The sequence below is a fragment of the Pseudomonas sp. EA_35y_Pfl2_R5 genome, assembly GCF_963970805.1.
In the GTDB taxonomy this organism is placed as follows: Bacteria; Pseudomonadota; Gammaproteobacteria; order Pseudomonadales; family Pseudomonadaceae; genus Aquipseudomonas.
In genome coordinates this window covers 327639-349993 of record NZ_CAXAOW010000002.1, presented here as the reverse complement: position 1 = coordinate 349993, position 22355 = coordinate 327639, and the positions used below count along the sequence as shown (strand labels likewise).

19 protein-coding genes are annotated in these 22355 nt (G+C 60.4%); 5 read left to right on the top strand and 14 right to left on the bottom strand.

Annotated features, from left to right (window positions below; translation table 11 throughout):
- Nucleotides 1-63: 63 nt before the first annotated feature.
- On the top strand, nt 64-1053 hold the full coding sequence (locus AACX99_RS05545) for an alpha/beta fold hydrolase (protein WP_339410108.1): 990 nt from the start codon (nt 64-66) through the stop codon (nt 1051-1053).
- A 265-nt stretch (nt 1054-1318) separates the two neighbouring features.
- On the opposite strand, the gene AACX99_RS05540 is transcribed toward AACX99_RS05545, so the two are convergent.
- From AACX99_RS05540 to AACX99_RS05525, 4 genes are all read right to left on the bottom strand, one after another.
- Nucleotides 1319-1825 carry a DUF1993 domain-containing protein gene (locus AACX99_RS05540; RefSeq protein ID WP_339410106.1) on the bottom strand — a complete coding sequence of 169 codons (507 nt, stop codon included), beginning with the start codon at nt 1823-1825 and terminating at the stop codon, nt 1319-1321.
- A gap of 119 nt (nt 1826-1944) precedes the next feature.
- The gene (locus AACX99_RS05535; protein WP_305590930.1) at nt 1945-2415 is read right to left on the bottom strand and encodes a MaoC family dehydratase; all 471 of its coding nucleotides are present in this window, start codon (nt 2413-2415) and stop codon (nt 1945-1947) included.
- A complete protein-coding gene (locus AACX99_RS05530) occupies nt 2412-3374 on the bottom strand; it encodes an alpha/beta hydrolase (protein ID WP_339410103.1) in 963 nt (320 codons plus the stop codon). The genes AACX99_RS05535 and AACX99_RS05530 overlap by 4 nt, the downstream gene beginning before the upstream one ends.
- Before the next feature lie 72 nt (nt 3375-3446).
- The gene (locus tag AACX99_RS05525; protein WP_339410102.1) at nt 3447-4175 is read right to left on the bottom strand and encodes a substrate-binding periplasmic protein; all 729 of its coding nucleotides are present in this window, start codon (nt 4173-4175) and stop codon (nt 3447-3449) included.
- Nucleotides 4176-4360: 185 nt separating this feature from the next.
- Between AACX99_RS05525 and fadD2 the strand changes: the two genes are divergently transcribed.
- The gene (gene fadD2 / locus AACX99_RS05520; protein WP_339410101.1) at nt 4361-6049 is read left to right on the top strand and encodes a long-chain-fatty-acid--CoA ligase FadD2; all 1689 of its coding nucleotides are present in this window, start codon (nt 4361-4363) and stop codon (nt 6047-6049) included.
- 380 nt (nt 6050-6429) lie between these two features.
- Nucleotides 6430-8118: a long-chain-fatty-acid--CoA ligase FadD1 gene (gene fadD1 / locus AACX99_RS05515; RefSeq protein WP_339410100.1), complete on the top strand. Its 1689-nt coding sequence runs from the start codon at nt 6430-6432 to the stop codon at nt 8116-8118.
- Nucleotides 8119-8218: 100 nt separating this feature from the next.
- On the opposite strand, the gene AACX99_RS05510 is transcribed toward fadD1, so the two are convergent.
- The 4 genes from AACX99_RS05510 to AACX99_RS05495 form a co-directional block, all read right to left on the bottom strand.
- A complete protein-coding gene (locus AACX99_RS05510; RefSeq protein WP_339410577.1) occupies nt 8219-8590 on the bottom strand; it encodes a hypothetical protein in 372 nt (123 codons plus the stop codon).
- Between the two features lie 2 nt (nt 8591-8592).
- On the bottom strand, nt 8593-9396 hold the full coding sequence (locus AACX99_RS05505; RefSeq protein ID WP_339410099.1) for a putative RNA methyltransferase: 804 nt from the start codon (nt 9394-9396) through the stop codon (nt 8593-8595).
- Nucleotides 9390-10547 (bottom strand): succinyl-diaminopimelate desuccinylase, encoded by a 1158-nt coding sequence (gene dapE / locus AACX99_RS05500; RefSeq protein ID WP_339410098.1) that lies wholly within the window; start codon nt 10545-10547, stop codon nt 9390-9392. Before dapE ends, AACX99_RS05505 begins: the two co-directional genes overlap by 7 nt.
- Before the next feature lie 93 nt (nt 10548-10640).
- Entirely contained in the window at nt 10641-13235 is a 2595-nt protein-coding gene (locus AACX99_RS05495) for a glycosyltransferase (RefSeq protein ID WP_339410097.1), read from the bottom strand.
- A gap of 240 nt (nt 13236-13475) precedes the next feature.
- Between AACX99_RS05495 and tcdA the strand changes: the two genes are divergently transcribed.
- Both tcdA and AACX99_RS05485 read left to right on the top strand, forming a co-directional pair.
- Nucleotides 13476-14297, top strand: coding sequence for a tRNA cyclic N6-threonylcarbamoyladenosine(37) synthase TcdA (gene tcdA, locus AACX99_RS05490; protein WP_339410096.1), 822 nt, complete (start codon nt 13476-13478; stop codon nt 14295-14297).
- A gap of 74 nt (nt 14298-14371) precedes the next feature.
- Nucleotides 14372-15175, top strand: a complete 804-nt coding sequence (locus AACX99_RS05485; protein WP_339410094.1) for a substrate-binding periplasmic protein — start codon at nt 14372-14374, stop codon at nt 15173-15175.
- Here AACX99_RS05485 and AACX99_RS05480 read toward each other — a convergent pair.
- From AACX99_RS05480 to AACX99_RS05455, 6 genes are all read right to left on the bottom strand, one after another.
- Nucleotides 15154-15588 (bottom strand): SufE family protein, encoded by a 435-nt coding sequence (locus tag AACX99_RS05480; protein ID WP_339410092.1) that lies wholly within the window; start codon nt 15586-15588, stop codon nt 15154-15156. The two genes, AACX99_RS05485 and AACX99_RS05480, sit on opposite strands and share 22 nt — an antisense overlap.
- Nucleotides 15585-16790, bottom strand: a complete 1206-nt coding sequence (locus AACX99_RS05475) for an aminotransferase class V-fold PLP-dependent enzyme (protein ID WP_339410090.1) — start codon at nt 16788-16790, stop codon at nt 15585-15587. The genes AACX99_RS05480 and AACX99_RS05475 overlap by 4 nt, the downstream gene beginning before the upstream one ends.
- Before the next feature lie 126 nt (nt 16791-16916).
- Nucleotides 16917-17951 (bottom strand): 2,3,4,5-tetrahydropyridine-2,6-dicarboxylate N-succinyltransferase, encoded by a 1035-nt coding sequence (dapD, locus tag AACX99_RS05470; RefSeq protein WP_339410088.1) that lies wholly within the window; start codon nt 17949-17951, stop codon nt 16917-16919.
- A gap of 39 nt (nt 17952-17990) precedes the next feature.
- Complete coding sequence (locus tag AACX99_RS05465; RefSeq protein ID WP_445261836.1) at nt 17991-18335, bottom strand: ArsC family reductase; 345 nt, start codon at nt 18333-18335, stop codon at nt 17991-17993.
- Nucleotides 18335-19531 (bottom strand): succinyldiaminopimelate transaminase, encoded by a 1197-nt coding sequence (gene dapC, locus AACX99_RS05460; protein ID WP_339410086.1) that lies wholly within the window; start codon nt 19529-19531, stop codon nt 18335-18337. Before dapC ends, AACX99_RS05465 begins: the two co-directional genes overlap by 1 nt.
- A 69-nt stretch (nt 19532-19600) precedes the next feature.
- Nucleotides 19601-22303 carry a [protein-PII] uridylyltransferase gene (locus AACX99_RS05455; RefSeq protein ID WP_339410084.1) on the bottom strand — a complete coding sequence of 901 codons (2703 nt, stop codon included), beginning with the start codon at nt 22301-22303 and terminating at the stop codon, nt 19601-19603.
- Between the last annotated feature and the right edge of the window lie 52 nt (nt 22304-22355).

The following is a 22355-nucleotide window of genomic DNA, read 5'->3' as shown; positions in this document are numbered from 1 at the left end:
ACATCACCACACTCGCGCCTTAATGGGGGGCTGCGTTCTGCTGCCCTAGGTCTGGGTGATGTTATGCGTGGGTTGATTCTTTTCGCCGCACTGTTGTGCGGCCTGCCGGTTTTTGCGGCGCAGCGTTGTGATACTCAGGTGCCGACGCACACGGCTGATGTGGGCGAGGTGCGTCTGGCGTACCAGAGCATTGGCCGTGAGAGTGATCCGGCGCTGCTGCTGGTTATGGGTCTCGGTGGGCAGCTGATCCACTGGCCAGATGAAGTGGTTGCGCGCCTGTGTCAGCAAGGCTTTCGGGTGATCTGCTTCGATAACCGGGATGTCGGCCTGAGCACTTGGGCTGGCAGCGCGCCGGAAATCAATCTGACCTATGAAGCGCTGCGTTATCGGCTTGGCCTGTCGGTGGCTGCGCCCTATGGGCTGCGTGATATGGCGGTGGATGCCCTGGGCCTGCTGGATGCCTTGGCGGTGGATCAGGTGCATGTGCTAGGAGCGAGTATGGGCGGAATGATTGCCCAGCATATGGCTGACCTTGCGCCTGAACGGGTGCAGAGCCTGACCTTGATCATGACCAGCTCCGGTGCCCAGGGCCTGCCGACACCAAGCAGCGCGCTGCTGAGCCTGCTGGCCAAGCGTGAAGCGCCCAACCGCGCGATAGCGTTGGAGCAACAAGCCGACCTGCTGGCGGCATTGGGCAGCCCCACGGTCAGCGATGACCGGCAGTTATTGCTGCAACAGGCGCAGATCGCCTACGACCGTGCGTTTAATCCGGAAGGTGTGCAGCGGCAGTTGTTAGCGATCTTGGCGGAACCAAGCCGGGTCGAGCTGCTTAACCGTCTGCGTGTGCCAACCTTGGTGGTGCATGGCACGGCCGATCCGCTGCTACCGGTGATGCACGGTGTGCATGTGGCGGCGCATATTAAAAACAGCGAATTAAAGCTGATACCTGGCCTGGCACATCGGTTTCAGGAAGCGTTTAAGGAGCCTTTGCTGGCGGCAGTGTTGCCGCACCTGCAGGCCCATCGAGGGGATGGGCAGTGGGCACGGCTTTAAGGCTGTCGACTCTTAAGTTCTGTTTTACGATCTCGCGAGCTAGAGACCTGCAAGGTGCTACGTTAGTAACAGCCAACGGCTGTCCCGTAGGGTGAGCGCAGCGAATCAAGCGGACTGGGCTCGCACGCGAGTTTACTGGCTGTAAATGAGCATTACTCGCTTCACTCGCCCTTCGGGCCGCGCTAAAGCGCGTTAGCCACAAGTGGCTTACCGAGCCTGTTTTTAACGCGGCAGGGCCGACGCGCAGCAGATCGTAAATCGATTTTTAGCGGGTGCCGAGGAAGTCACGCTTACCGATACTCACGCCGTTATGGCGCAGGATCGCGTAGGCGGTGGTGAGGTGGAAGTAGAAGTTTGGCAGCACGTGATCAAGCAGGAAGGCTTGGCCCTGGAAGTGGGTTTCCTTGTCGCGGCGCTTGAGGGTGATGGTGCGGGCTTCGCTGCCGTCGATCTGTGCGGCGTTCAGGCCTTGCAGAAAGCTCAGGGTTTTGGCGATGCGCGCTTGCAGTTCGGCGAAGCTGGTTTCGTCGTCGGCATGGCTCGGTGCTTCTACTTCAGCCAGCAGTGCAGCGCCAGCCTTGGCGCCGTCGCAGGCGATCTGCACCTGGCGGCTCAGTGGGAACATATCGGGTGCCAGGCGCGCATTGAGAAATACGCTCTGCTCGATTTTTTTGTCTTCGGCGTGGGCGGCAGCGATGCTGAGGATGGTCGACAGGTTATTCAGCTGACGGGTAAAGACCGGGATGGATGCTTGGTACATGGACAGTGACATGAAAATCTCCAGAAGCGCCGAGGCCGATTGCCCGGGCGCGATTTTGTAGAAGGGCAGTGCACTGCCGCAGGCGGCGACGATCTTGTCGCCGAGCAATGGGCAGGCGAGCGTGAGCAGTTTTAGCCGATGGTGATCGGCGGTAACTTGGTCAGTTCAACAGTCTGTGCTTTACGTGGGGCTAGAATTTCCGCTTCGCCGTCCACCACCAGTTCATCGTTCTGGTTGAACACGCGAGTGGCCACACGCACGCGGAATTTCGGCAGTTTTTCGAGGATTTCCAGGCGCACGGTGAGGGTGTCACCGAGTTTTACCGGTGCGGTAAAACGCATGCTCTGGCCGATGTAAATAGTGCCCGGGCCAGGCAGTTCGCAGGCCACGGCGGCGCTAATCAATGCGCCACTGAACATGCCGTGGGCGATACGCTCCTTGAACATGGTGGTGGCGGCGTATTCGGCATCCAGGTGTACCGGGTTATGGTCGCCGGAAACCTCGGCAAACAGCTGGATATCGCGTTCGCTGACGGTCTTGCTGTAGCTGGCCGTCTGGCCGACTTCGAGGGCGTCGTAGGGCGTGTTGCTGCTTTGGCTCATGGATGACTCTCTTGGTTCTGTAGATGGCGCTGGCGCGGTTGGCTGAGGGCCTGTTGCAACCAGTCGATGATGTAGGCGGTCACTTCGTCGCGGTTGCTCTCGTTGAGCAGCTCGTGTCGAGCGTCCGGGTAGATTTTCACCTGCACATGCGAGTTGCCGGCGGCTAGCAGGGCATTGCCCAGGTCCTGCTGACGACGGCCGTCGCTGACCGGGTCACAGGCGCCGCCAATCACCAGCAATGGCAGGCTGCTGTCAATCTGCGCCAGGCTGTGCAATGGGGTGATCTGTTGCAAGCCACCGAGCAGGTCGACCCACAGCTGGTTGCTGCAGCGGAAACCGCATAGCGGGTCGTTGACGTATTTATCGACCTCCAGCGGGTCGCGGCTCAGCCAGTCGAAGGCGGTGCGGTTGGGCTTGAAGGCCTTGTTGAATGAGCCGAATGAGGCGAATTCGAGCAGGGCGCTGTAAGCCTGCGGACCTTGCCGCCAGCACTCGAAGCGCGCCAGTAACTGGCCGGCGCGGTACAGCGCCACGGGCTGGTAGTTGGAGCCGGAAAGAATTGCGCCCTGCAGGCTGCAGCTGTGCTGCATCAGGTAGGCCTGGCCGATGTAGCTGCCCATACTATGGCCGAGGAGGAAAATCGGCGTTTGCGGGTGGGTCTGGCGTATATGGTGGTTGAGCTGGGCCAGGTCATTGACCACCAGGTTCCAGCCATTGCTGTCGGCATAGTGGCCGAGCAGGCCGTGTTCGGCAGTCCTGCCATGCCCGCGCTGGTCATGCGCATACACCTCGAAACCCTGCGCCACCAGCGCTTCGGCCAGGCGTGCATAACGCCCGCTGTGCTCGGCCATGCCGTGAGCGACCATCAGCAGCGCCTTGGGTGGCTGCTCGGCGTACCAACGATTGACGTAGAGGGGCGCTGCATCGGTGCTATTGAGCCAGAACGCTTGGTGGAGCATGGCGAATCCCTTAAGCCTGCAGAAGCTGCGCATTGTGCACCCCGCGCGGCGCGACGCAAAGTCCGCGCGAGCTCAAGGGTTATGGCTGCGCAATATCTGCATATATTCGCCGCTGCGGTGCAGATCGCGCAGGCCCTGTTCAAACACGGCGCTCCAGTCTGGCTCATCGGCCCTTTTCGGAGTAAAGCCGACCAGTAGCGGGATGCGCTCCAGCACATTGCCGTGCCAGCTGAGTTTGCCGCGCAGCTGCTCATCGTGGGTGATCAGGTGGTTACCGACAATGCGCTCGAGCAGCACCATGTCGAAGCGTCGGGCATTGAGTTTGCGCAGGTTGCTGATGTCGTCCACGGCGTATTCGAGCGTCAGCCCGGCGTCGAGAATATGTTGTGGGTAGCCGTAACCACGCACAATGCCCAGGGTTTTGCCGCGTAGTTCCTGCAGCTGGCTGAACTGCAGCGGATAGTCGTTGCGGATAAACAAACCCAGCTCGCTGTAGAACAGCGGGCGCGAGGGCTGTAGGCCTTCCTCTTTGACTTCCTTGGGCCATAGGGCCAGCGCGCCTTGGTAGTTGCCGTTGCCCAGTTCCACGCGTACCCGCGCCCAGGGCAGAAAGTCGATCTGTACTTGATAGCCGCGCACAGCAAAGGCGCGACGGGTCAGGGCAACGATGCTGCCGCCATCCGGTAGATGTTCAGAGCTGTAGGGCGGGTATTCCAGGGTGGCCATGCGCAGCTGTGGTTCGGCCTGCGCCGATTGCGCGATGAGAAACAGCAATGTTGCAGCTAATAGCACGATAGGCATGAGCGACCACAGCTGAGGGGGCAGATTGGTTATAGGCGGCGCGGCAGGATAGTTCCACACGGAGCTGCAAGATTCAGTGCGTCAATGACGCAGCCTGGCTATTTGCCTGTTTGGCGTTAGCTGTTAACTTCCAGCCAACTCCGCGATGCGGATAAGGATTATTTCAGGGCAAGAGGATAAAAATAATGCAGCCTGATTTCTGGAGCGACAAACGCCCGGCCGGCGTACCCAATGACATCGACCTGGGGGCTTATAAGTCGGTGATTGAGGTGTTCGAGCGCTCGTGCAAGAAGTTCGCCGACCGGCCCGCTTTCAGTAACCTGGGCGTGACCCTGACTTACGCCGAGCTTGATCGTCTATCGGCGGCTTTTGCCGCCTACCTGCAAAAGCACACTGACCTGCAGCCGGGTGAGCGTATCGCCGTGCAGATGCCCAACGTGCTGCAGTACCCGATTGCCGTGTTCGGTGCCATGCGCGCCGGGCTGATCGTGGTCAATACCAACCCGCTGTATACCGCCCGCGAGATGCGTCACCAGTTCAAGGATGCCGGCGTACGTGCGTTGGTCTACCTGAATATGTTCGGCAAGCTGGTACAGGACGTATTGCCGGATACCGAGATCGACTACCTGATCGAAGCCAAGATGGGTGACATGTTGCCGAGCCTCAAGGGCTGGCTGGTCAACACCGTGGTAAAAAAGGTCAAGAAGATGATTCCCGACTACCACCTGCCGCAGGCGGTGGCATTCAAGGACGCCCTCAAGCAGGGCCATGGTCATGCACTGAAACCGGTCAAAGTCGGCCAGGAAGACATCGCCGTGCTGCAATACACCGGCGGTACCACTGGCGTGGCCAAGGGCGCGATGCTCACCCACGGCAATCTGGTGGCCAATATGCTGCAGGTCGATGCTTGCCTGTCACAGCTGGGCAACGATGGCACCCCGCTGATGAAGCAGGGCCAGGAAATCATGATCGCGCCGCTGCCGCTGTACCATATCTATGCTTTCACCGCGAACTGCATGTGCATGATGGTCAACGGCAACCACAACGTGCTGATCACCAACCCGCGTGACATCCCAGGCTTCGTCAAGGAGCTGGGCAAGTGGCAGTTTTCCGCGTTGCTGGGCCTCAATACGCTGTTTGTCGCGCTGATGGATAACCCCGAATTCCAGAAGCTGGATTTCTCTAAGCTCAAGGTCACCAATTCCGGCGGTACCGCTCTGGTCAAAGCCACCGCTGAGCGTTGGCAGGCGATGACTGGCTGCACCGTGGTTGAAGGCTATGGCCTGACCGAAACCTCACCGGTGGCCAGCACCAATCCCTATGGCGACAAAGCGCGTTTGGGCACTGTGGGCATTCCGGTGCCGGGCACGGCGTTCAAGGTCATCGATGATGATGGCGTCGAGCAGCCGCTGGGCGAGCGTGGCGAGCTGTGCATCAAAGGCCCACAGGTGATGAAGGGCTACTGGAACCGCGAAGAAGCCACCGCCGAGGTGCTGGACGCCGAGGGCTGGTTCAAGAGCGGTGACGTGGCGGTGATCGACCCGGACGGTTTCGTGCGCATCGTCGACCGCAAGAAGGACATGATCATTGTCTCCGGCTTTAACGTGTACCCCAACGAAATCGAAGATGTGGTCATGGCCCACCCGAAGGTCGCCAGCTGCGCGGCCATCGGTGTGCCGGACGAGAAGTCTGGGGAAGCAGTAAAACTGTTTGTAGTGGCCCGCGACAGCAGCCTCAGCGCCGATGAGCTGAAGGCTTACTGCAAGGAAAACTTCACCGGCTACAAGGTGCCCAAGCAGATTGTCTTCCGTGATTCATTGCCGATGACGCCGGTCGGCAAGATCTTGCGCCGAGAGCTGCGCGATATCGCCTGATCCTTGAAAGTCGGACCGTTTCAGCGCATGCCGCAGGCCACCTGCGGTTGCGCTGGAACCCTTCCGTTCTTGCGCAACGCCTATAGCCCGCCGGTTTCAGCGAAATTATAGAAATGACCAGATGGTTGTGATTGGTCACTTTTATGACTGCCGCGGCGCTTATTGGTGCTGGTCGCTGTTTAGCAAAGCTGCTACTCTCGGGCGGCTTTTTTGTGATCCATCATCCATGGCGACCAGCCTTTTTGGGCCGGCGCTGTGCGACGTCCAAAATTGCTCCCGGCAATTTCTTTGCCGTTCAAATCGCAGAAAACACGCAAATCTACAATAAACAACCGTCTACGCGCGGTGAAGATCAAGCTGTTGCTGAGGAGTGGGCTTCCATGACCGAAAACTTTTGGAAGGATAAGTATCCCGTTGGGATTGCTGCCGAAATCAATCCTGACCAGTACCCGAACATCCAGGCGGTACTGAAAGAGTCCTGCCAACGCTTCGCCGACAAGCCAGCTTTCAGCAATATGGGTAAAACTATTACCTACGGTGAGCTGTACGAGTTGTCCGGCATCTTTGCCGCCTACTTGCAGCAGAACACCGACCTGCAGCCCGGCGACCGGATTGCCGTGCAACTGCCCAACGTGCTGCAGTACCCGATTGTGGTCTTCGGTGCTCTGCGCGCCGGTCTGGTGGTGGTCAACACCAACCCGCTGTACACCGCCCGGGAAATGGAACACCAGTTCAACGATTCCGGCGCCAAGGCTCTGGTCAGCTTGGCCAACATGGCCCATTTGGCTGAACAGGTTCTGCCGAAAACCGGGATCAAGACGGTCATCATCACCGAAGTCGGTGACATGCTCTCGCCGCTCAAGCGCCTGCTGGTCAATACCGTGGTCAAGCATGTGAAGAAGATGGTCCCGGCCTACAACCTGCCGCACGCCATCAAATTCACCGCCGCCATGGGCAAAGGCCGTGGCCAGGCACCCAAGGATGCAGCGCCGAGCAATGGCGATATCGCCGTGCTGCAATACACCGGCGGCACCACTGGCGTGGCCAAGGGCGCGATGCTCACCCACCGCAACCTGATCGCCAATATGCTGCAGGTCAAAGCGCTGATGGGCTCGGAAATGAGCGAAGGCAGCGAAGTGCTGATTGCGCCGCTGCCGCTGTACCACATCTATGCCTTCACCTTCCATTGCATGGCAATGATGCTGATTGGTGGGCACAACGTGCTGATCACCAACCCGCGTGACCTGCCAGCCATGACCAAGGACCTGGCCAAATACAAGTTCACCGGTTTTGTCGGTCTCAATACTCTGTTCGTTGCCCTGTGCAACAACGAAGACTTCCGCAAGCTGGACTTCTCCACCTTGAAGGCCACCTTCTCCGGCGGCATGGCGTTGCAGCTGGCGACCGCCGAGCGCTGGAAGCAAGTGACTGGTTGCTCGATCTGCGAAGGCTTCGGCATGACCGAAACCAGCCCGGTGGCCTCGGTCAACCCGTTCAGCAATATCCAGATCGGCACCATCGGTATTCCGGTGCCGTCGACAGTGTGCAAGGTAATCGACGACGAAGGCGTCGAGCAGCCGCTGGGTTCGATTGGCGAGCTGTGCGTAAAAGGTCCGCAGGTGATGAAGGGCTACTGGCAGCGCCAGGAAGCCACCGACGAAATCCTCGACGCCGAGGGCTGGTTGAAGACCGGCGATATCGCGGTGATCCAGGAAGACGGTTACATGCGCATCGTCGACCGCAAGAAGGACATGATTCTGGTGTCGGGCTTCAACGTCTACCCGAACGAGCTGGAAGATGTGCTGGCCACGCTGCCAGGTGTGCTGCAGTGCGCGGCCATCGGTGTGCCGGATGAGAAGTCGGGCGAGGCGATCAAGATCTTCGTGGTGGTCAAACCGGGTGAAACCCTGACCAAAGAGCAGGTCATGGAGCACATGCGTGCCAACGTCACCGGTTACAAGGTGCCGAAAGCCGTGGAGTTCCGCGATGTGCTGCCGACCACCAACGTTGGCAAAATCCTGCGCCGTGAACTGCGTGACGAAGAACTGAAGAAACGGGGCAAGAAGTAAACGTCCGGTTAAACAAAACCCCGCCTAGGCGGGGTTTTTTGTATCTGCTTAACAGCGCTTGTTGAAAACCTAGCCGAGTGCAGTAGTTTTCAGCGGTCGGTTAAGCGGTGCGCCAGGTGATTTCCTCCACCCCATCGGCGCTGATACGCATCCAGCGATCGGCCTGCTCGTCGCTTTCTTCTTCCTGCCAGCCGCCGGGTGCGCAGCGCACTTCGACATTCAGGGCGGCGAAGGCGGCCTGGGCGCAGGCCAGGTCGTCGGCCCAGGGGGTGGCGTCGCTTTCCAGAAACAGGCTGTGCCATTTGCCGACGGCCTTGGGCAGCCAGGTGATCGGTACGTTACCGGCCATGCATTTGTAGGTCTGGCCTTTCTGCTGCCAGGGCGTGCAGCTGCCAAGAGCGCTATTCAACCACTCGCCGATGGCAGTGTGGTCGGCGTCTTTCAGGTAGATCTCGATATCCGGTTGGCGCATGGTCATAGTCTCTCGATCCAGTCGTAGCGGATGGCAACAGTCACGTCGCAGGGTTCGGCGATCACCGCCGCGCGGCGTTCGGCGCTGGCGCGCCAGCCGTGCGGGGTCATGGCCAGCAGGTCGGCACGGGCTTCGCTGCTGGGCAGATGCAGATTGAACCTGAGGGTTTCGCTGTGAGCCAGACGCATGCCCTCGGGGATCAGTTCCAGATGCTTCTGATCATCGTAGTCGCGCACTTCGTCATACAGCTTCTGGCGCAGTTCCATCAGGTGTTCGTTCGTCGGCCCCATGCGCAGCAAGCCGCCGCCGGGGGCGAGCAGACGCTTGGCTTCCTGCCAGTCGAGTGGGCTGAAGACGCTGGCGAGCAGTTGGCAGCTGGCATCACTCAGTGGCACGCGGGCCATGCTCGCCACTAGCCAGTTGAGCTGGGGCGCGCGCTTGCAGGCGCGCTTGACCGCCTCGCGGGAGATATCCAGAGCGTAGCCATCAGCCTGCTGAAGGGCATCGGCGATCTGCGCGGTGTAGTAACCCTCGCCGCAACCGATATCCAGCCAGCGCGCCGGCTGGTAGCTGGCGGCCAGTTCAGCCAGGCGTTTGGCCAGCGGTGCGTAATGACCACCTTCGAGAAAGCGCCGCCGTGCCTCGACCATGGCGGCATTGTCGCCAGGGTCGCGGCTGTTCTTGTGTTGCACCGGCAATAGGTTCAGGTAACCCTGACGCGCGCGGTCAAAGCGGTGGTTGGCCGGACAGGTGACGCCGTTGTCGAGCATCTGCAGCGGCGCCTGGCAGATCGGGCAGATCAGCATGCGAGCAGATTGACCAGGGTTTGATAGTAGATCTCGGTCAGCACATCCAGATCACTGGCCAGTACGCGCTCGTCGATCTGGTGGATGGTGGCGTTGACCGGGCCGAGTTCGACCACCTGGGTGCCGAGGGTGGCGATAAAGCGCCCGTCCGAGGTGCCGCCGCTGGTCGAGGGTTTGGTGTCGCGGCCGGTGACCGCCTTGATACTGGCGGCCACGGCGTCGAGCAATGCACCCGGCTCGGTGAGGAAGGGCAGGCCGGAGAGCGCCCAGTCCAGCTCGAAATCCAGGCCGTGTTTGTTGAGGATGGCCTCAACACGCTGCTGCAGCCCCTCGACCGTCGATTCGGTAGAGAAACGGAAGTTGAAGATGGCTTTCAACTCACCCGGAATCACGTTGGTCGCGCCGGTGCCGGCGTTGAGGTTGGAGATCTGGAAGCTGGTCGGCGGGAAGAACGCGTTGCCGTCGTCCCAATGCTCTGCTGCCAGTTCGGCCAGGGCCGGCGCGGCCAGGTGAATCGGGTTGCGCGCCAGATGTGGGTAGGCCACGTGACCTTGTTTGCCGCGTACGGTGAGGGTGCAGCCGAGGGAGCCGCGGCGACCGTTTTTCACCACGTCACCAACCTGGGAGGTGCTCGACGGTTCGCCGACGATGCACCAGTCCAGGCGTTCATTACGTTCGCGCAGGCGCTCGACCACGGCCTTGGTGCCGTTATGCGCCGGACCTTCTTCGTCGCTGGTGATCAGAAAGGCGATACGGCCTTTGTGGTTCGGGTATTCGGCGACAAAGCGCTCAACGGCGATGATCATCGACGCCAGGCTGCCTTTCATATCCGCTGCGCCACGGCCGCAGAGCATGCCGTCTTCATCAATCAGCGCATCGAATGGCTGGTGCTGCCAGTTATGTACTGGGCCAGTTGGGACTACATCGGTGTGTCCGGCAAAGCACAGTACGGGACCTTCTTGGCTGCCGTGGCTGGCCCAGAAGTTGTCCACTTCCTCGATCCGCATCGGCTCGATGACGAAGCCGCAGGCGGCAAGGCGGCGCGTCATCTGTTCCTGGCAGCCTTCATCGAGCGGCGTGACGGACGGACGGCGAATCAGCTCGCAGGCAAGCTCCAGCGTCGGGGAGAGGGGCGTGGCGTTGGCGGTCATTGCGGCTCCAAGGCGGCATCAAGCGGAAAGGCCGCCATCTTAAAGCAAAACGGCGGCCCTTGGCCGCCGTCTAGCATTCGGGCATAGCCAGTGTCAGCTGGCAGCGACCGTTTCCTGCGCGCTTGCCTGTGGCGCTGGCAAGGACGACAGCAGCGCCATGATCAGCGCCGCCAGGTAGGGCAGCGACTGCACCACCAGCATAGCCACCCAAAACTGCACATCGGCGCTGGGCAGGCCCTGGACAACGCTGATACCTGCGGCCGCTCCCCATAGCAGCAGCATGATAAACACTTCTTCGCGGGCCTCGGCCAAGGCCACCATGATGCCGTGATTGCTGGCCATCTTTGGTGTGCGGAAGAACGGGATGGTCTTGGTAAAAGTGCCGTAGAGCACTGCTTTGGCAATCGTGTGCGACAGCGCGAGGCCCGCTACTGCCGCCTGGAATGAACGCACCAGATCGACGCCCATGGCCTTGCGGTAGAGGAACAAAATCTTGCCCAGCTTGAAGAAGAACAGCGCCAGAGGCGGGATGGCAAAGATCATCAATGGCGGATCGACCCGCTGCGGCACGATGATCATCGCCGCCGACCAAAGCAGCGCACCGACGGTAAAGAAGATATTCAGGCCATCGGCAATCCACGGCAGCCAGCCGGCGACGAAGTGGTAGCGCTGACCGGCCTTGAGTTCAGAATCCTTGCCGAGGAACAGGCTGCGTGCATGGCCTTTCATGATCTGTATCGCGCCGTAAGCCCAGCGGAAACGCTGCTTCTTATAATCAATAAAGGTGTCTGGCATCAGCCCGCGGCCAAAGCTTTCGTGGGCGTAGGCGGCGCTATAACCTTTTTCAAACACGCGCAGGCCCAGCTCGGCATCTTCACAGATGGTCCAGTCGGCCCACTTCAGCTCGTCCATCACGGTGCGGCGGATCATGGTCATGGTGCCGTGTTGGATGATCGCGTCACGGTCGTTACGGGTCACCATGCCGATATGGAAGAAGCCTTTGTATTCGGCGTAGCAGAGTTTCTTGAAGACGTTTTCGTTGCCGTCACGGTAATCCTGCGGCGATTGCACCACGGCGATTTTAGGGTCGCTGAAGTGCGGCACCATGTACTTGAGCCAGTTTTTGTCGACGCAGTAATCGGCGTCGATCACCGCCACCACTTCGGCGCTCGGACAGGTGTGCGGCAGAATGTAGTTCAGCGCCCCGCCCTTGAAACCGGCAATCGGCGCGACATGGAAGAAGCGGAAGCGCGGGCCCAGTACTTTGCAATACGCCTCTACCGGCTCCCACACGGCCGGGTCCTTGGTGTTGTTGTCGATGATGATGACTTCGTAGTCCGGGTAATCCAGTGCGGCGAGGGCGTCGAGGGTCTTTTTGACCATCTCCGGCGGCTCGTTGTAGCAGGGCACGTGGACCGATACCTTGGGCCGATAGGCCGTGTCGGTTACGACCGGTTGGAACGGCCGGCGGCGTGCATGGGTCCAGGCGGTTTCGGCCAGTTCGTGAGCCTCGGTGAGCAGGACGATAAACACGCCGAAGGCGCCGATACCCAGCAGCAGGCCGACCAGGATGCTGAACCAGGTGCTGTATTGCTGGCTGTAGTCATAACCGATCCACACCAGAGCGGAGCCGCCGGCGAAGGCCACAACCGTCAGGAAGGTGCGCCCACGCTGGCGTAGAGCGCTGCCGTCGATCAGCAGCATGGCCAGGCTAAGCAGTGCCAGTACCACCGAGGCGATGGCCAACAAGCGCCACTGTGGAATCGCCACCACCGGCCCCTCAAAGGCGAATTTGGCCTGACGTTCGAGGTTGTATACGCCCCAGTAAGCCCCCACCGAGCCTTCATCGCTGGCCTTCCAGGGTTGGTCGAACGCTTCAATGACGAAATAGTTGTAGCCCTTAGCGTTCAGCGCGTTGACCAAGGTGCGCAGGTAGATGGCTTGGTCCGCTTGTGAGGCATCGGCACCGCCGCGCATACGGCCATTACTCGGCCAGCCAACTTCGGAGAGCAGCAGGGGTTTTTTCGGGAAGAGCTTCTTCAGGTCTTTGGCGCGCTCAAGGACGAACGCGGTGGAATCTTCCATCGGCACGAACTCCCAGTAGGGCAATACGTGGGCGGCAATCAGGTCGACGTGCTGAGCCAGCTCCGGATGATCCTGCCAGATGTGCCATTGCTCGGAAGTGGTGACCGGCACCTTGACCGCAGCGCGTACGCGCTTGATATAGGTAATCAGATTCTCTGGCGTCACTTCACTGCGGAACAGGGCCTCGTTACCGACCATCACACGCACCACGCTGCGTGAGTTGTTGGCAATCTCGATGGCTTTGGTGATTTCCCGCTCGTTGCGCTCCAGGTCCGGGCTAATCCAGATGCCCAGGGTTACGCGCAGGCCGAACTCTTCGGCTAATAAAGGGATATTTCCCAATGGACCATCCACCGAGTAGGTACGGATGTTGTCGGTCTGGGTGCTCAGCAGCTCCAGATCGGCACGCATCTGCTCATCGCTGGGGTAGGTGTCCTGCTGCGGGTTCTGCCCGGCGCGGAAGGGCGAAAACGAATACCCGGAAATCTGTTCTGGCCAATCCGGGGCCGTTACCGGGCGGTTATAAAGGGCCCAAATACCAGTAAACAGGGCGGCAATCGCCAGGAACATGACCAGGTTCAGTCCAAACTTACGCGAAGGCATAGTGTGCAGGTCCAGCGAAGGGGCAATAAAAAGCGACGGGCGTCGGGTGGCGCATGCTACGCCGCCGCAGGGCTGTATAGCTAGGGCATGTTGATGGGACGGTGGTGCGCGTGGAAGGTTCCTGTCGTGGCTAAGTGCTACTGCTCTTCGTCGGTTAGTACGCGTTGGTGCAATACAGCGCTTGGGTGCTGTCCGCCGGCTACCTATAATGCGCGCCGCTGTAGTTAGCGAGAGAGAAGAATGCCTGTAGATGAACAACGCTTTGCCGGAATTGCCCGTTTGTATGGTCGCGAAGGGGCCGAACGGCTGGCGGCTGCGCATGTGGCGGTGGTCGGTATTGGCGGCGTGGGCTCCTGGGCTGCTGAAGCGTTGGCGCGTTCTGGGGTGGGCGAGATTTCTCTGTTTGACCTGGATGATGTCTGTGTCAGCAACAGCAATCGCCAGCTGCATGCACTCGACAGCACCGTTGGCCTGCCCAAGGTCGAGGTGATGGCGGCGCGTATTCGCGCAATCAATCCCGCCTGCGTGGTGCATGCGGTGGCGGATTTCGTCACCCGTGAAACCATGGCTGACTACATCACCGAGCAGCTTGATGCGGTGATCGACTGTATTGACAGTGTCAACGCCAAGGCGGCGCTGATTTCCTGGTGCAAGCGGCGCAAGATTCAGGTGATTACTACTGGCGGAGCAGGCGGACAGATCGACCCGACGCAGATCCAAGTCGGTGATCTGAACAAGACCTGGAACGATCCGCTGGCTTCCAAAGTGCGCTCCACCCTGCGCCGCGACTACGGCTTTTCGCGCACACCGGGGCGTAATTACAGCGTGCCGTGTGTTTATTCCAGCGAGCAGCTGCGCTATCCCAAGCCCGATGGGACGGTGTGTCAATACAAGGCCTTTGTCGGCGAAGGGGTCAAGCTCGACTGCGCCGGCGGCTTTGGCGCGGTGATGATGGTGACCGCCACGTTCGGCATGGTAGCCGCCGCGCGTATCGTCGATAAGTTGGTCGCCGGTACGCGGCGGCCAGCGGAGCGGCGGCCCGCACATGATGATGTTAACTAAGCTTTAAAGAATGACCGATTGCGGTCGATGTTCAGCAGGGATGTGCTGGCGATTCTCTTCTGAGGTGTGCTGTGTTGTCCCTGCTGCGTCATGTGCTACGTCATCCCCCGCGATCTGTGCTGCTGTGTGCAGCGTTTTTCGCTTGCCTGAATACTTATGCCCATCCGGTTGTACGGGTTGGCACCGGTGATTGGGTGCCCTATGTCGATCAACAGCGTACTGATGGTGGCGCCTTGTCGCGACTGGTGCGCGATATCTTCAAGGCGGAGGGGTATCAGGTTGAGTTCGTCTACTACCCCTGGGACCGCAATCTGCTGATGCTCGAACAGGGCGGGCTGGATGCGGTGATGCCTTACTCCTGCTCAGCCTCGCGGCGGCGCATCAGTGAGTGCAGTGATCCCGTGGTGCAAGGTGAAATTGTGCTGTTCCAGCGCAGCGACCAGCAGCTGAAGTGGAATGTTATCGACGACCTCAAGGCCTTCAGCATTGCCACCACTTTGGGCTACTCCTATGGCCCGCAGTTCGATGCGGCGGTGCAGAGCGGTCAGTTGCAGGTGCAGCAAAGCGGTAAGGAAGACACCGGCTTTCGCCTGCTGGAGCTGGGCCGCGTGGATTTTTATCCGCAGGATAGGGCGGTGGGTTACGCCATGCTGCGGCGCATGTTTGGCCCTGAAGCGCGCGCGGCAATTACCCACCACCCGCGCACATTGAATACCGAACCGCTGCACCTGCTGTTTCGCAAAGACGATGCCAAGGCCGATCGGTTGCGCAGGGTGTTCAATGCCGGCTTGCGCCGCCTGGCCGAGAGCGGCGAGCTGGGACGTTTGCAGCAGGCTTTGTATTCAGGTGACGCCGATCAATGGCTGACGGAGCCCTGATCGGCCGTATCCAACAATTGCTGCATCCGTGTCAGCACAGCCTGCAGACCGTTGCTGCGGGAGGGCGACAGATGGCGGGCGAGGCCGAGCTGGGTAAACCAATCGGCAAGATCCAGCGCTATCAGTTCGTCTTGTCCCAGGCCATTGACCCGTGCCAGCAGCAGCGCAAGCAGACCACGCAATAGTCGAGCATCGCTGCTGGCGCGAAACTGCCAGTGCGCGCCGTCGCGCTCGGCCAATAGCCACACCTGACTTTCACAGCCTTGCACCTGGTTGGCTTCACAGCGTTCTTCGTCGTTGAACGGGGCAAGCTGGTCACCCCATTGCATCAACAGGCGTGCGCGCTGTTCCCAGCCGGCGCAGGCGCTAAAGGCCTGTAACGCAGTCTGGGCGCTGGCGGGCAGGTGGCTCACTGCAACAGCTCCAGCGCTTGATCCAGAGCGCTGAAGAAACGCTGCAGATCGCCGCCATCGTTATACAGCCCTAGGGATACGCGAATTGCCCCGCTCAGACCAAGGCCCTGCAGTAGCGGCATCGCGCAGTGATGGCCGGCGCGCACGGCGATGCCCTGCTCGGTCAGCAGGTGGGCGAGGTCGGCGTTGTGCACGCCGTCGACGACAAAGCTGGCGAGGGCAACGTTGGGCGTCCCGAGCAGGCGTATACCTTGGCGCTGTTGCAGTCCGGCGATCAGCTCGCTATGCAGTGCCGCTTCGTGGGCGTTGACGGTATTGGCGTCGAGGCTGCTCAAATAATCCAGGCTGGCACCCAGGGCGATCACCGAGGCAATCGGCGGTGTACCGGCCTCAAAGCCTAATGGCGCGGGGCGAAAGCTGGCGGTGCTGAAATCAGTGTGCAGCAGCATCTCGCCACCAAACTGCCAGTGCGTCAGCTGCTCCAGGGCGTGCGTGCGGCCATAAAGCAGGCCGACGCCATCAGGGCCGTAGAGTTTGTGGCTGGAGCAGATATAGAAGTCGCAGCCCAGCGACTGCAGATTCTGTCGACCATGCACCACGCCCTGGGTGCCATCAACCACAGTCAACGCGCCTTGCGCCTGTGCCAGCGTGAGCAGCTGCTCAAGCGGCTGCCAGCAACCGAGTACGTTAGACAGCTGGCTGACCGCCAACAGGCGGGTGCGTGGGCCGATTAGCTGCGCGGCGTGTGTGAAGTCGATCAGGCCATGGCTATCCAGCGGCAGCACCACCAGCTTGAGCTGGCGTCGCAGCGCCAGTTGTTGCCAGGGCAGTAAATTGGCGTGGTGCTCCAGCGCGCTGATAACGATCTCATCGCCTGGTTCAAAACGTTGTTCCAGGCCGTAAGCCAGCAGATTGAAGGCTTCGGTGGCGCTGCGGGTGAAGATAATCTGTTGCGCGTCAGACGCATTTAACCAGCGCGCGGCTTTTTCCCGCGTGGCTTCGAAAGCGCGGGTGGCGCGTTCACCAGGCAGATGCTGGGCACGGTGCACATTAGCCGCGCCGCCGGCGTAATAGCCGAGCAGGGCGTCGAGCATGAGTTGGGGTTTTTGTGCGGTGGCAGCGCTGTCGAGGTAGGTTTGACCTTCGGCCGCAAGGGCCAGAATGCCAGGAAAGTCAGCGCGCCAGGGGGAGTGGATAGGCATGGGCAGGCAATCGAGACCGTAGGATGGGTTGAGCGCAGCGATACCCATAATGAGCGTGATGGGTATCGCGATGCTGAACCCATCCTACAAAACTGCAAGCGTCAGGCTTGCAGTTTTTCGCCAGGGTCAATTGTGCGCGTGCAGGGCTTCGTTCAGTTCAATCGCCGACTTGTGGGTTTTGCACTCCACGGCGCCGGTTTGCGAGTTGCGGCGGAACAGCAGGTCCGGCTGGCCAGCCAGGTCACGGGCCTTGAGCACCTTGACCAGCTGGTTGTCAGCATCGAGCAGCGCCACCTTGGTGCCGGCGGTGATGTACAGGCCGGATTCCACAGTGTTGCGGTCGCCCAACGGAATGCCGATACCGGCGTTGGCGCCGATCAGGCAGCCTTCGCCGACCGAGATCACGATATTGCCACCACCGGACAGGGTGCCCATGGTCGAGCAGCCGCCGCCCAGGTCCGAGCCCTTGCCGACGAATACGCCAGCAGACACGCGGCCTTCGATCATGCCTGGACCGGCGGTACCGGCGTTGAAGTTGACGAAGCCTTCGTGCATGACGGTGGTACCTTCACCCACATAGGCCCCCAGACGGATGCGGGCGCTGTCGGCGATACGCACGCCAGTCGGCACCACGTAGTCGGTCATTTTCGGGAACTTGTCGACCGAGAAGACTTCCAGTAGCTCGCCTTTGAGGCGCGCTTCCAGCTGACGTTCGGCCAGCTCGGCGAGGTCGACCGCGCCCTGGCTGGTCCAGGCCACGTTGGGCAACAGCGGGAAGATGCCGGTCAGGTTCAAGCCATGCGGCTTGACCAGGCGGTGCGACAGCAGGTGCAGCTTGAGGTAGGCCTCTGGTGTGCTGGTCAGTGCGCCGTCTTCTTCGATCAGGGTGACAACTAGCGGCTTCTGGCTTTCGGCCAGGCGGGTGAGCAGGGCAGATTGCGCGGCATCGATGCTTTTCAGCGCTTCGGCCAGTTCGCCGGCCTGGTTGTTGCTGATCATGATGGCGTGGTTGCCACCTTGGTAGTCGATTTTCTCGATGACCTTGGCAACCAGTTCACTGGCCGGGTTGAGCAGTGGCTGGGCGTAGAAGACTTCCAGCCAGTTGCTCTGACGGTTCTGGGTGCCAACGCCAAAGGCCAGGCTGAAGAGTGTCGTGCTCATGTTGTTTTCCTTACCGCAAATTCGTGTGGGCCGGCTGGTTCAAACCAGTTCGGCGGCATAACGGTCGGCCTTGAAGCCAACCAGGGTCTTGTTGCCGAGATCCAGCACCGGGCGTTTGATCATCGACGGTTGGGCGAGCATCAGTTCGATCGCCTTGTGCTGATCGAGGTCGCTTTTCTGCGTCTCGTCCAGCTTGCGGAAGGTGGTGCCTGCACGGTTCAGGATGGTTTCCCAACCATGCTCATTGCACCACTTTTCCAGGTTGCCGCGGTCTATGCCGCAGGCTTTGTAATCATGAAAGGCGTAGCTTACCCCGTGCTCGTCGAGCCAGGTGCGGGCTTTTTTCATGGTGTCGCAGGCTTTGATGCCAAACAGTGTGTTCATCAGAGGCTCTTTACAAAATCACGGATACGTTCGGCTGCTGCCACGCATTCGGCCAGTGGTGCGACCAGGGCCATGCGGATGCGGCCTGCGCCGGGGTTGCTACCGTTCACTGCGCGCGACAGGTACGAGCCGGGCACCACGGTGACATGCTCGTGGGCAAACAGCTCGCGGGTAAATGTTTCATCGTCTATCGGGGTTTTCGCCCACAGATAGAAACCGCCGTCCGGGCGCTGTACATCCAGCACTCCCTCAAGAATCGCCAGCACCGCGTCGAACTTCTCGCGATACAGGTCGCGGTTGGCTTTGACGTGGGCTTCATCGTTCCAGGCGGCCACGCTGGCCAGCTGGGTTTGCACCGGCATGGCGCAGCCGTGGTAGGTACGGTACAGCAGGAAAGATTTCAGTATGTCGGCATCACCGGCGACGAAGCCCGAACGCAGGCCCGGCAGGTTGGAACGCTTGGACAGGCTGTGGAACACCACGCAGCGTTTGAAATCGCTGCGGCCCAGTTCTGCGCAGGCGGTCAGCAGGCCAGCTGGCGGGTTGCCTTCATCGAAATACAGCTCGCTGTAGCACTCATCCGCAGCGATCACGAAATCGAACCTGTCGGCCAGGGCGATCAGCTTCTTCAACGTCGGCAGCGGGATCAGTGCGCCGGTAGGGTTGCCGGGCGAGCAGAGAAAGAGGATCTGGCAACGCTGCCAAACCTCGTCGCTGACGGCGTCAAAATCCGGGTTAAAGCCGTGCTCTTCCAGGCACGGCAGGTAATGCGGCTGCGCGCCTGCAAGAAAAGCTGCGCCTTCATAGATTTGGTAGAAGGGGTTGGGGCTGACTACCAGGCCATCGACATCGCGTTTGACCACAGTCTGGGTAAAAGCAAACAGCGCCTCACGGGTGCCGTTGACCGGCAGCACATGGCGCGCTGGGTCAAGCACGCCGGCCGGCAGGCCAAAGCGGCGGTTACACCAGTTGGCGATGGCTTCACGCAGCGCCGGAATGCCCAGGGTGGTCGGGTAGACCGCAAGCTGGTCGAGGTTGGCGCGCAATGCCTCGGCGACAAACTCCGGTGAGCGGTGTTTCGGCTCGCCGATCGACAGGGCGATCGGGCTCTTGTCGGCGCGAACCTGCACGCTGCCCAGCAGGGCGCGGAGCTTTTCAAACGGGTAGGGCTGAAGCTGGTTTAACGCGTCGTTCATTGTTGCTTCCTGAGGTCTGCCAGCGCCCGCATCTTAGATATCGGGCGGCTCAAGGTAAGGGCAAGTGGCTTAAATAATGATTCGGCTCGGTTCGACCTGCGCCCCCGGCGCATCGGACAGTTGCGCCACCATGGTGGCCTGCAGGCGGGTGCACAATTCGGGGTCGGACAGCGGCTGGTTGTGCGCGTCGGTAACGAAGAACACGTCTTCGACTCGCTCGCCCAGGGTGGCGATCTTGGCGTTTTGTAGCGACAGATCGAAGTCGAGGAAGATTCGCCCGATCCGCGCGAGCAATCCCGGTCGATCCGGTGCGGTGACTTCGAGGATGGTCACGGGACGGTGCGCGTCATTGTGAATCGTCACTTGCGGGGCAAAGGCAAAGTGCTTGAGCTGGCGCGGTACGCGGCGCTGAATGATGCTGGGGTAGTCGTCGGGATGCTTCAGTACATCGATCAGGCCCTGGCGAATCTCTTCGATCCGCTGCGGATTGTCGCCAATCGATCCGCCTTCGCTTTCCAGCACGATATAGGTGTCGAGGGTGAACTGGCTGGTAGACGTGAGAATCCGTGCGTCATGGATGTTCAGGTTGAGCTGGGCCATGGCCGCCACAGTCACGGCAAAGAAGTCGTGCTGGTCTTCGGCGTAGATGAAGATTTGCGTGCCGCCCTCGAATTCGCGCTGGGTGGTTTCCTTGATCAATACCAGCGGGTTGCCATCGTTTGGATGGCGGATGATTGCCAGCGTGTGCCAGGCCACATCCTCTGCGGTGTGACGCAGGAAGTAGTCATCGCCCAGTTGCGCCCACAGTTGTTCGGCCACGTCGGCATCGGTGCCACCACGCACCAAAATATCCAGCGCTGCGACCTGGGTCAGGCGAATCTGTTCTTCGCGGTCCAGTGGGTTTTCCAGGCCACGGTTGAGTGCGCGCTTGGTTTCCGTATACAGCTGGCGCAGCAGGCTGGCGCGCCAGGAGTTCCACAGGCTTGGATTGGTGGCGTTGATGTCGGCCACGGTCAGCACATAGAGGTAGTCCAGGCGCGTTTGATCGCCGACTAAATGAGCAAAGTCTGAGATCACCTGTGGGTCTGAAAGGTCCTTGCGCTGCGCGGTCGTCGACATCACCAGGTGGCTCTGCACCAGCCAGGCAATCAGTTTGGAATCCCAGCTGGGTAACTGATGACGCTCGCAGAACGCGGCTGCGTCGACTGCGCCGAGTTCAGAGTGATCGCCGCCGCGACCTTTGCCGATATCGTGGTAAATCCCCGCAAGGTAGATCAGTTCTGGCTTGGGCAGCTTCTCGACCAGCTCGCTGGCCAGTGGGAATTTCTCCGCGACCCCCGGCTTGGTCAGCTTGCGCAGGTGCTTGATCAGATTCAGGGTGTGCGCATCGACTGTGTAGATGTGGAAAAGGTCATGCTGCATTTGCCCGACAATCAGGCCGAACTCAGGCAAATAGAGGCCGAGAATGCCGTAGCGGTTCATCCGCCGCAGGTTGCGATGGATGCCTTCCTTGCACTTGAATAGCTCGATAAACAGGCTGGTGTTACGAATGTCGCGGCGAAAGTCATCGTCGATCAGGTAGCGGTGATCACGCAGCAAGCGGATAGTATCGGCGCAAACACCTTCAATCTCCGGGTGCTGGGCCATCACCACGAAAATTTCCAGGATGGCGAACGGAGTGCGCTTGAAGATGCCAGGATGGGTGGCTTCTATGTAGTTATTGCGCACCTGGAAACGGCTGTTGAGTTGGGTCGCCGGGCCGCTCTCGCCGGCGCGCAGGATCTGCTCTTCAAAGTGCTGAATGATCAGGTCGCTGAGCTCGGCAATCGCCATTACCACGCGGTAGTACTTTTGCATAAAGCGTTCGATGGCGCGCTTGTTGTCGCTTTCCTCGTAACCGAGCAGAGTTGCCACCTTGCTCTGATGGTCAAACAGCAGGCGGTCTTCGGCGCGGCCCGCGAGCATGTGCAGGGCGTAGCGCACCTTCCAGAGGAATTCCTGGCTGGAGGCGAGCAGGGCGTATTCGCTTTCCTGCAAAAAGCCCTGGCCAACCATGGCGTGCAGGTTCAGCGTGCCGAAATGCCGGCGTGCGACCCAGAGAATAGTTTGGATATCGCGCAGCCCGCCGGGTGAGCCTTTGACGTTGGGCTCCAGGTTGTATTCGGTGTCGTTGTATTTGCCGTGACGGGCGCGCTGCTCTTTATGCTTGGCCAGGAAGAACTGCTTGCTTGGCCACATCTGCTCGGTGCTGGTGACCGCCTGCATACGCTGACGCAGGCGCTCGGGGCCAGCGATGGTGCGGCTTTCCATCAGGTTGGTGATCACCGTCAGGTCGGCGCGCGCCTCTTCGGCGCACTCATCGACGCTGCGCACGCTTTGCCCGACCTCCAGGCCGATGTCCCAGAGCAGGGTAAGGAAGCGCTCGATGGGCTCGCGGAAGGTCTCGTGGTCGGCATTGTCGAGCAGGATCAGCAAGTCGATGTCGGAGAAGGGGTGCAGTTCGCCACGGCCATAGCCGCCGACTGCCAACAGGGCGATATCGGCGTCTTCACTCCAGTCCAGGCGTTCCCAAGCCTCACGCAGGATCTGGTCGACAAACCAGGCGCGGTCTTCGACCAGGCGGCGCACATCGCGGCCGCTGGTGAAGCGCCCGTCGAGCACCTCTCGGGCGTGACGGATGGCCTTCTTGAATGCCGCAATAGGGCTGGCCTTGAGAGCCAGTTCTGCTTGGAACTGGCCGCGGTCGAACAGCTCGGGATCTACCTGCGGCATTGCGGCCTTCCTTCTATATATTCAGGTTCAGAACCTGTTCAAAGTCGCGCGA

What these genes read in the sequence shown, in the direction of transcription:
- AACX99_RS05495 (WP_339410097.1), bottom strand. Translation starts at nt 13,235, where the DNA reads ATGCCTTCGCGTAAGTTTGGACTGAACCTGGTCATGTTCCTGGCGATT.
- AACX99_RS05530 (WP_339410103.1), bottom strand. Translation starts at nt 3,374, where the DNA reads ATGCTCCACCAAGCGTTCTGGCTCAATAGCACCGATGCAGCGCCCCTC.
- AACX99_RS05505 (WP_339410099.1), bottom strand. Translation starts at nt 9,396, where the DNA reads ATGCTGATCTGCCCGATCTGCCAGGCGCCGCTGCAGATGCTCGACAAC.
- AACX99_RS05465 (WP_445261836.1), bottom strand. Translation starts at nt 18,335, where the DNA reads ATGAACACACTGTTTGGCATCAAAGCCTGCGACACCATGAAAAAAGCC.
- dapC (WP_339410086.1), bottom strand. Translation starts at nt 19,531, where the DNA reads ATGAACGACGCGTTAAACCAGCTTCAGCCCTACCCGTTTGAAAAGCTC.
- dapD (WP_339410088.1), bottom strand. Translation starts at nt 17,951, where the DNA reads ATGAGCACGACACTCTTCAGCCTGGCCTTTGGCGTTGGCACCCAGAAC.
- tcdA (WP_339410096.1), top strand. Translation starts at nt 13,476, where the DNA reads ATGCCTGTAGATGAACAACGCTTTGCCGGAATTGCCCGTTTGTATGGT.
- AACX99_RS05510 (WP_339410577.1), bottom strand. Translation starts at nt 8,590, where the DNA reads ATGCGCCAACCGGATATCGAGATCTACCTGAAAGACGCCGACCACACT.
- AACX99_RS05525 (WP_339410102.1), bottom strand. Translation starts at nt 4,175, where the DNA reads ATGCCTATCGTGCTATTAGCTGCAACATTGCTGTTTCTCATCGCGCAA.
- dapE (WP_339410098.1), bottom strand. Translation starts at nt 10,547, where the DNA reads ATGACCGCCAACGCCACGCCCCTCTCCCCGACGCTGGAGCTTGCCTGC.
- fadD2 (WP_339410101.1), top strand. Translation starts at nt 4,361, where the DNA reads ATGCAGCCTGATTTCTGGAGCGACAAACGCCCGGCCGGCGTACCCAAT.
- AACX99_RS05545 (WP_339410108.1), top strand. Translation starts at nt 64, where the DNA reads ATGCGTGGGTTGATTCTTTTCGCCGCACTGTTGTGCGGCCTGCCGGTT.
- AACX99_RS05475 (WP_339410090.1), bottom strand. Translation starts at nt 16,790, where the DNA reads ATGCCTATCCACTCCCCCTGGCGCGCTGACTTTCCTGGCATTCTGGCC.
- fadD1 (WP_339410100.1), top strand. Translation starts at nt 6,430, where the DNA reads ATGACCGAAAACTTTTGGAAGGATAAGTATCCCGTTGGGATTGCTGCC.
- AACX99_RS05535 (WP_305590930.1), bottom strand. Translation starts at nt 2,415, where the DNA reads ATGAGCCAAAGCAGCAACACGCCCTACGACGCCCTCGAAGTCGGCCAG.
- AACX99_RS05455 (WP_339410084.1), bottom strand. Translation starts at nt 22,303, where the DNA reads ATGCCGCAGGTAGATCCCGAGCTGTTCGACCGCGGCCAGTTCCAAGCA.
- AACX99_RS05540 (WP_339410106.1), bottom strand. Translation starts at nt 1,825, where the DNA reads ATGTCACTGTCCATGTACCAAGCATCCATCCCGGTCTTTACCCGTCAG.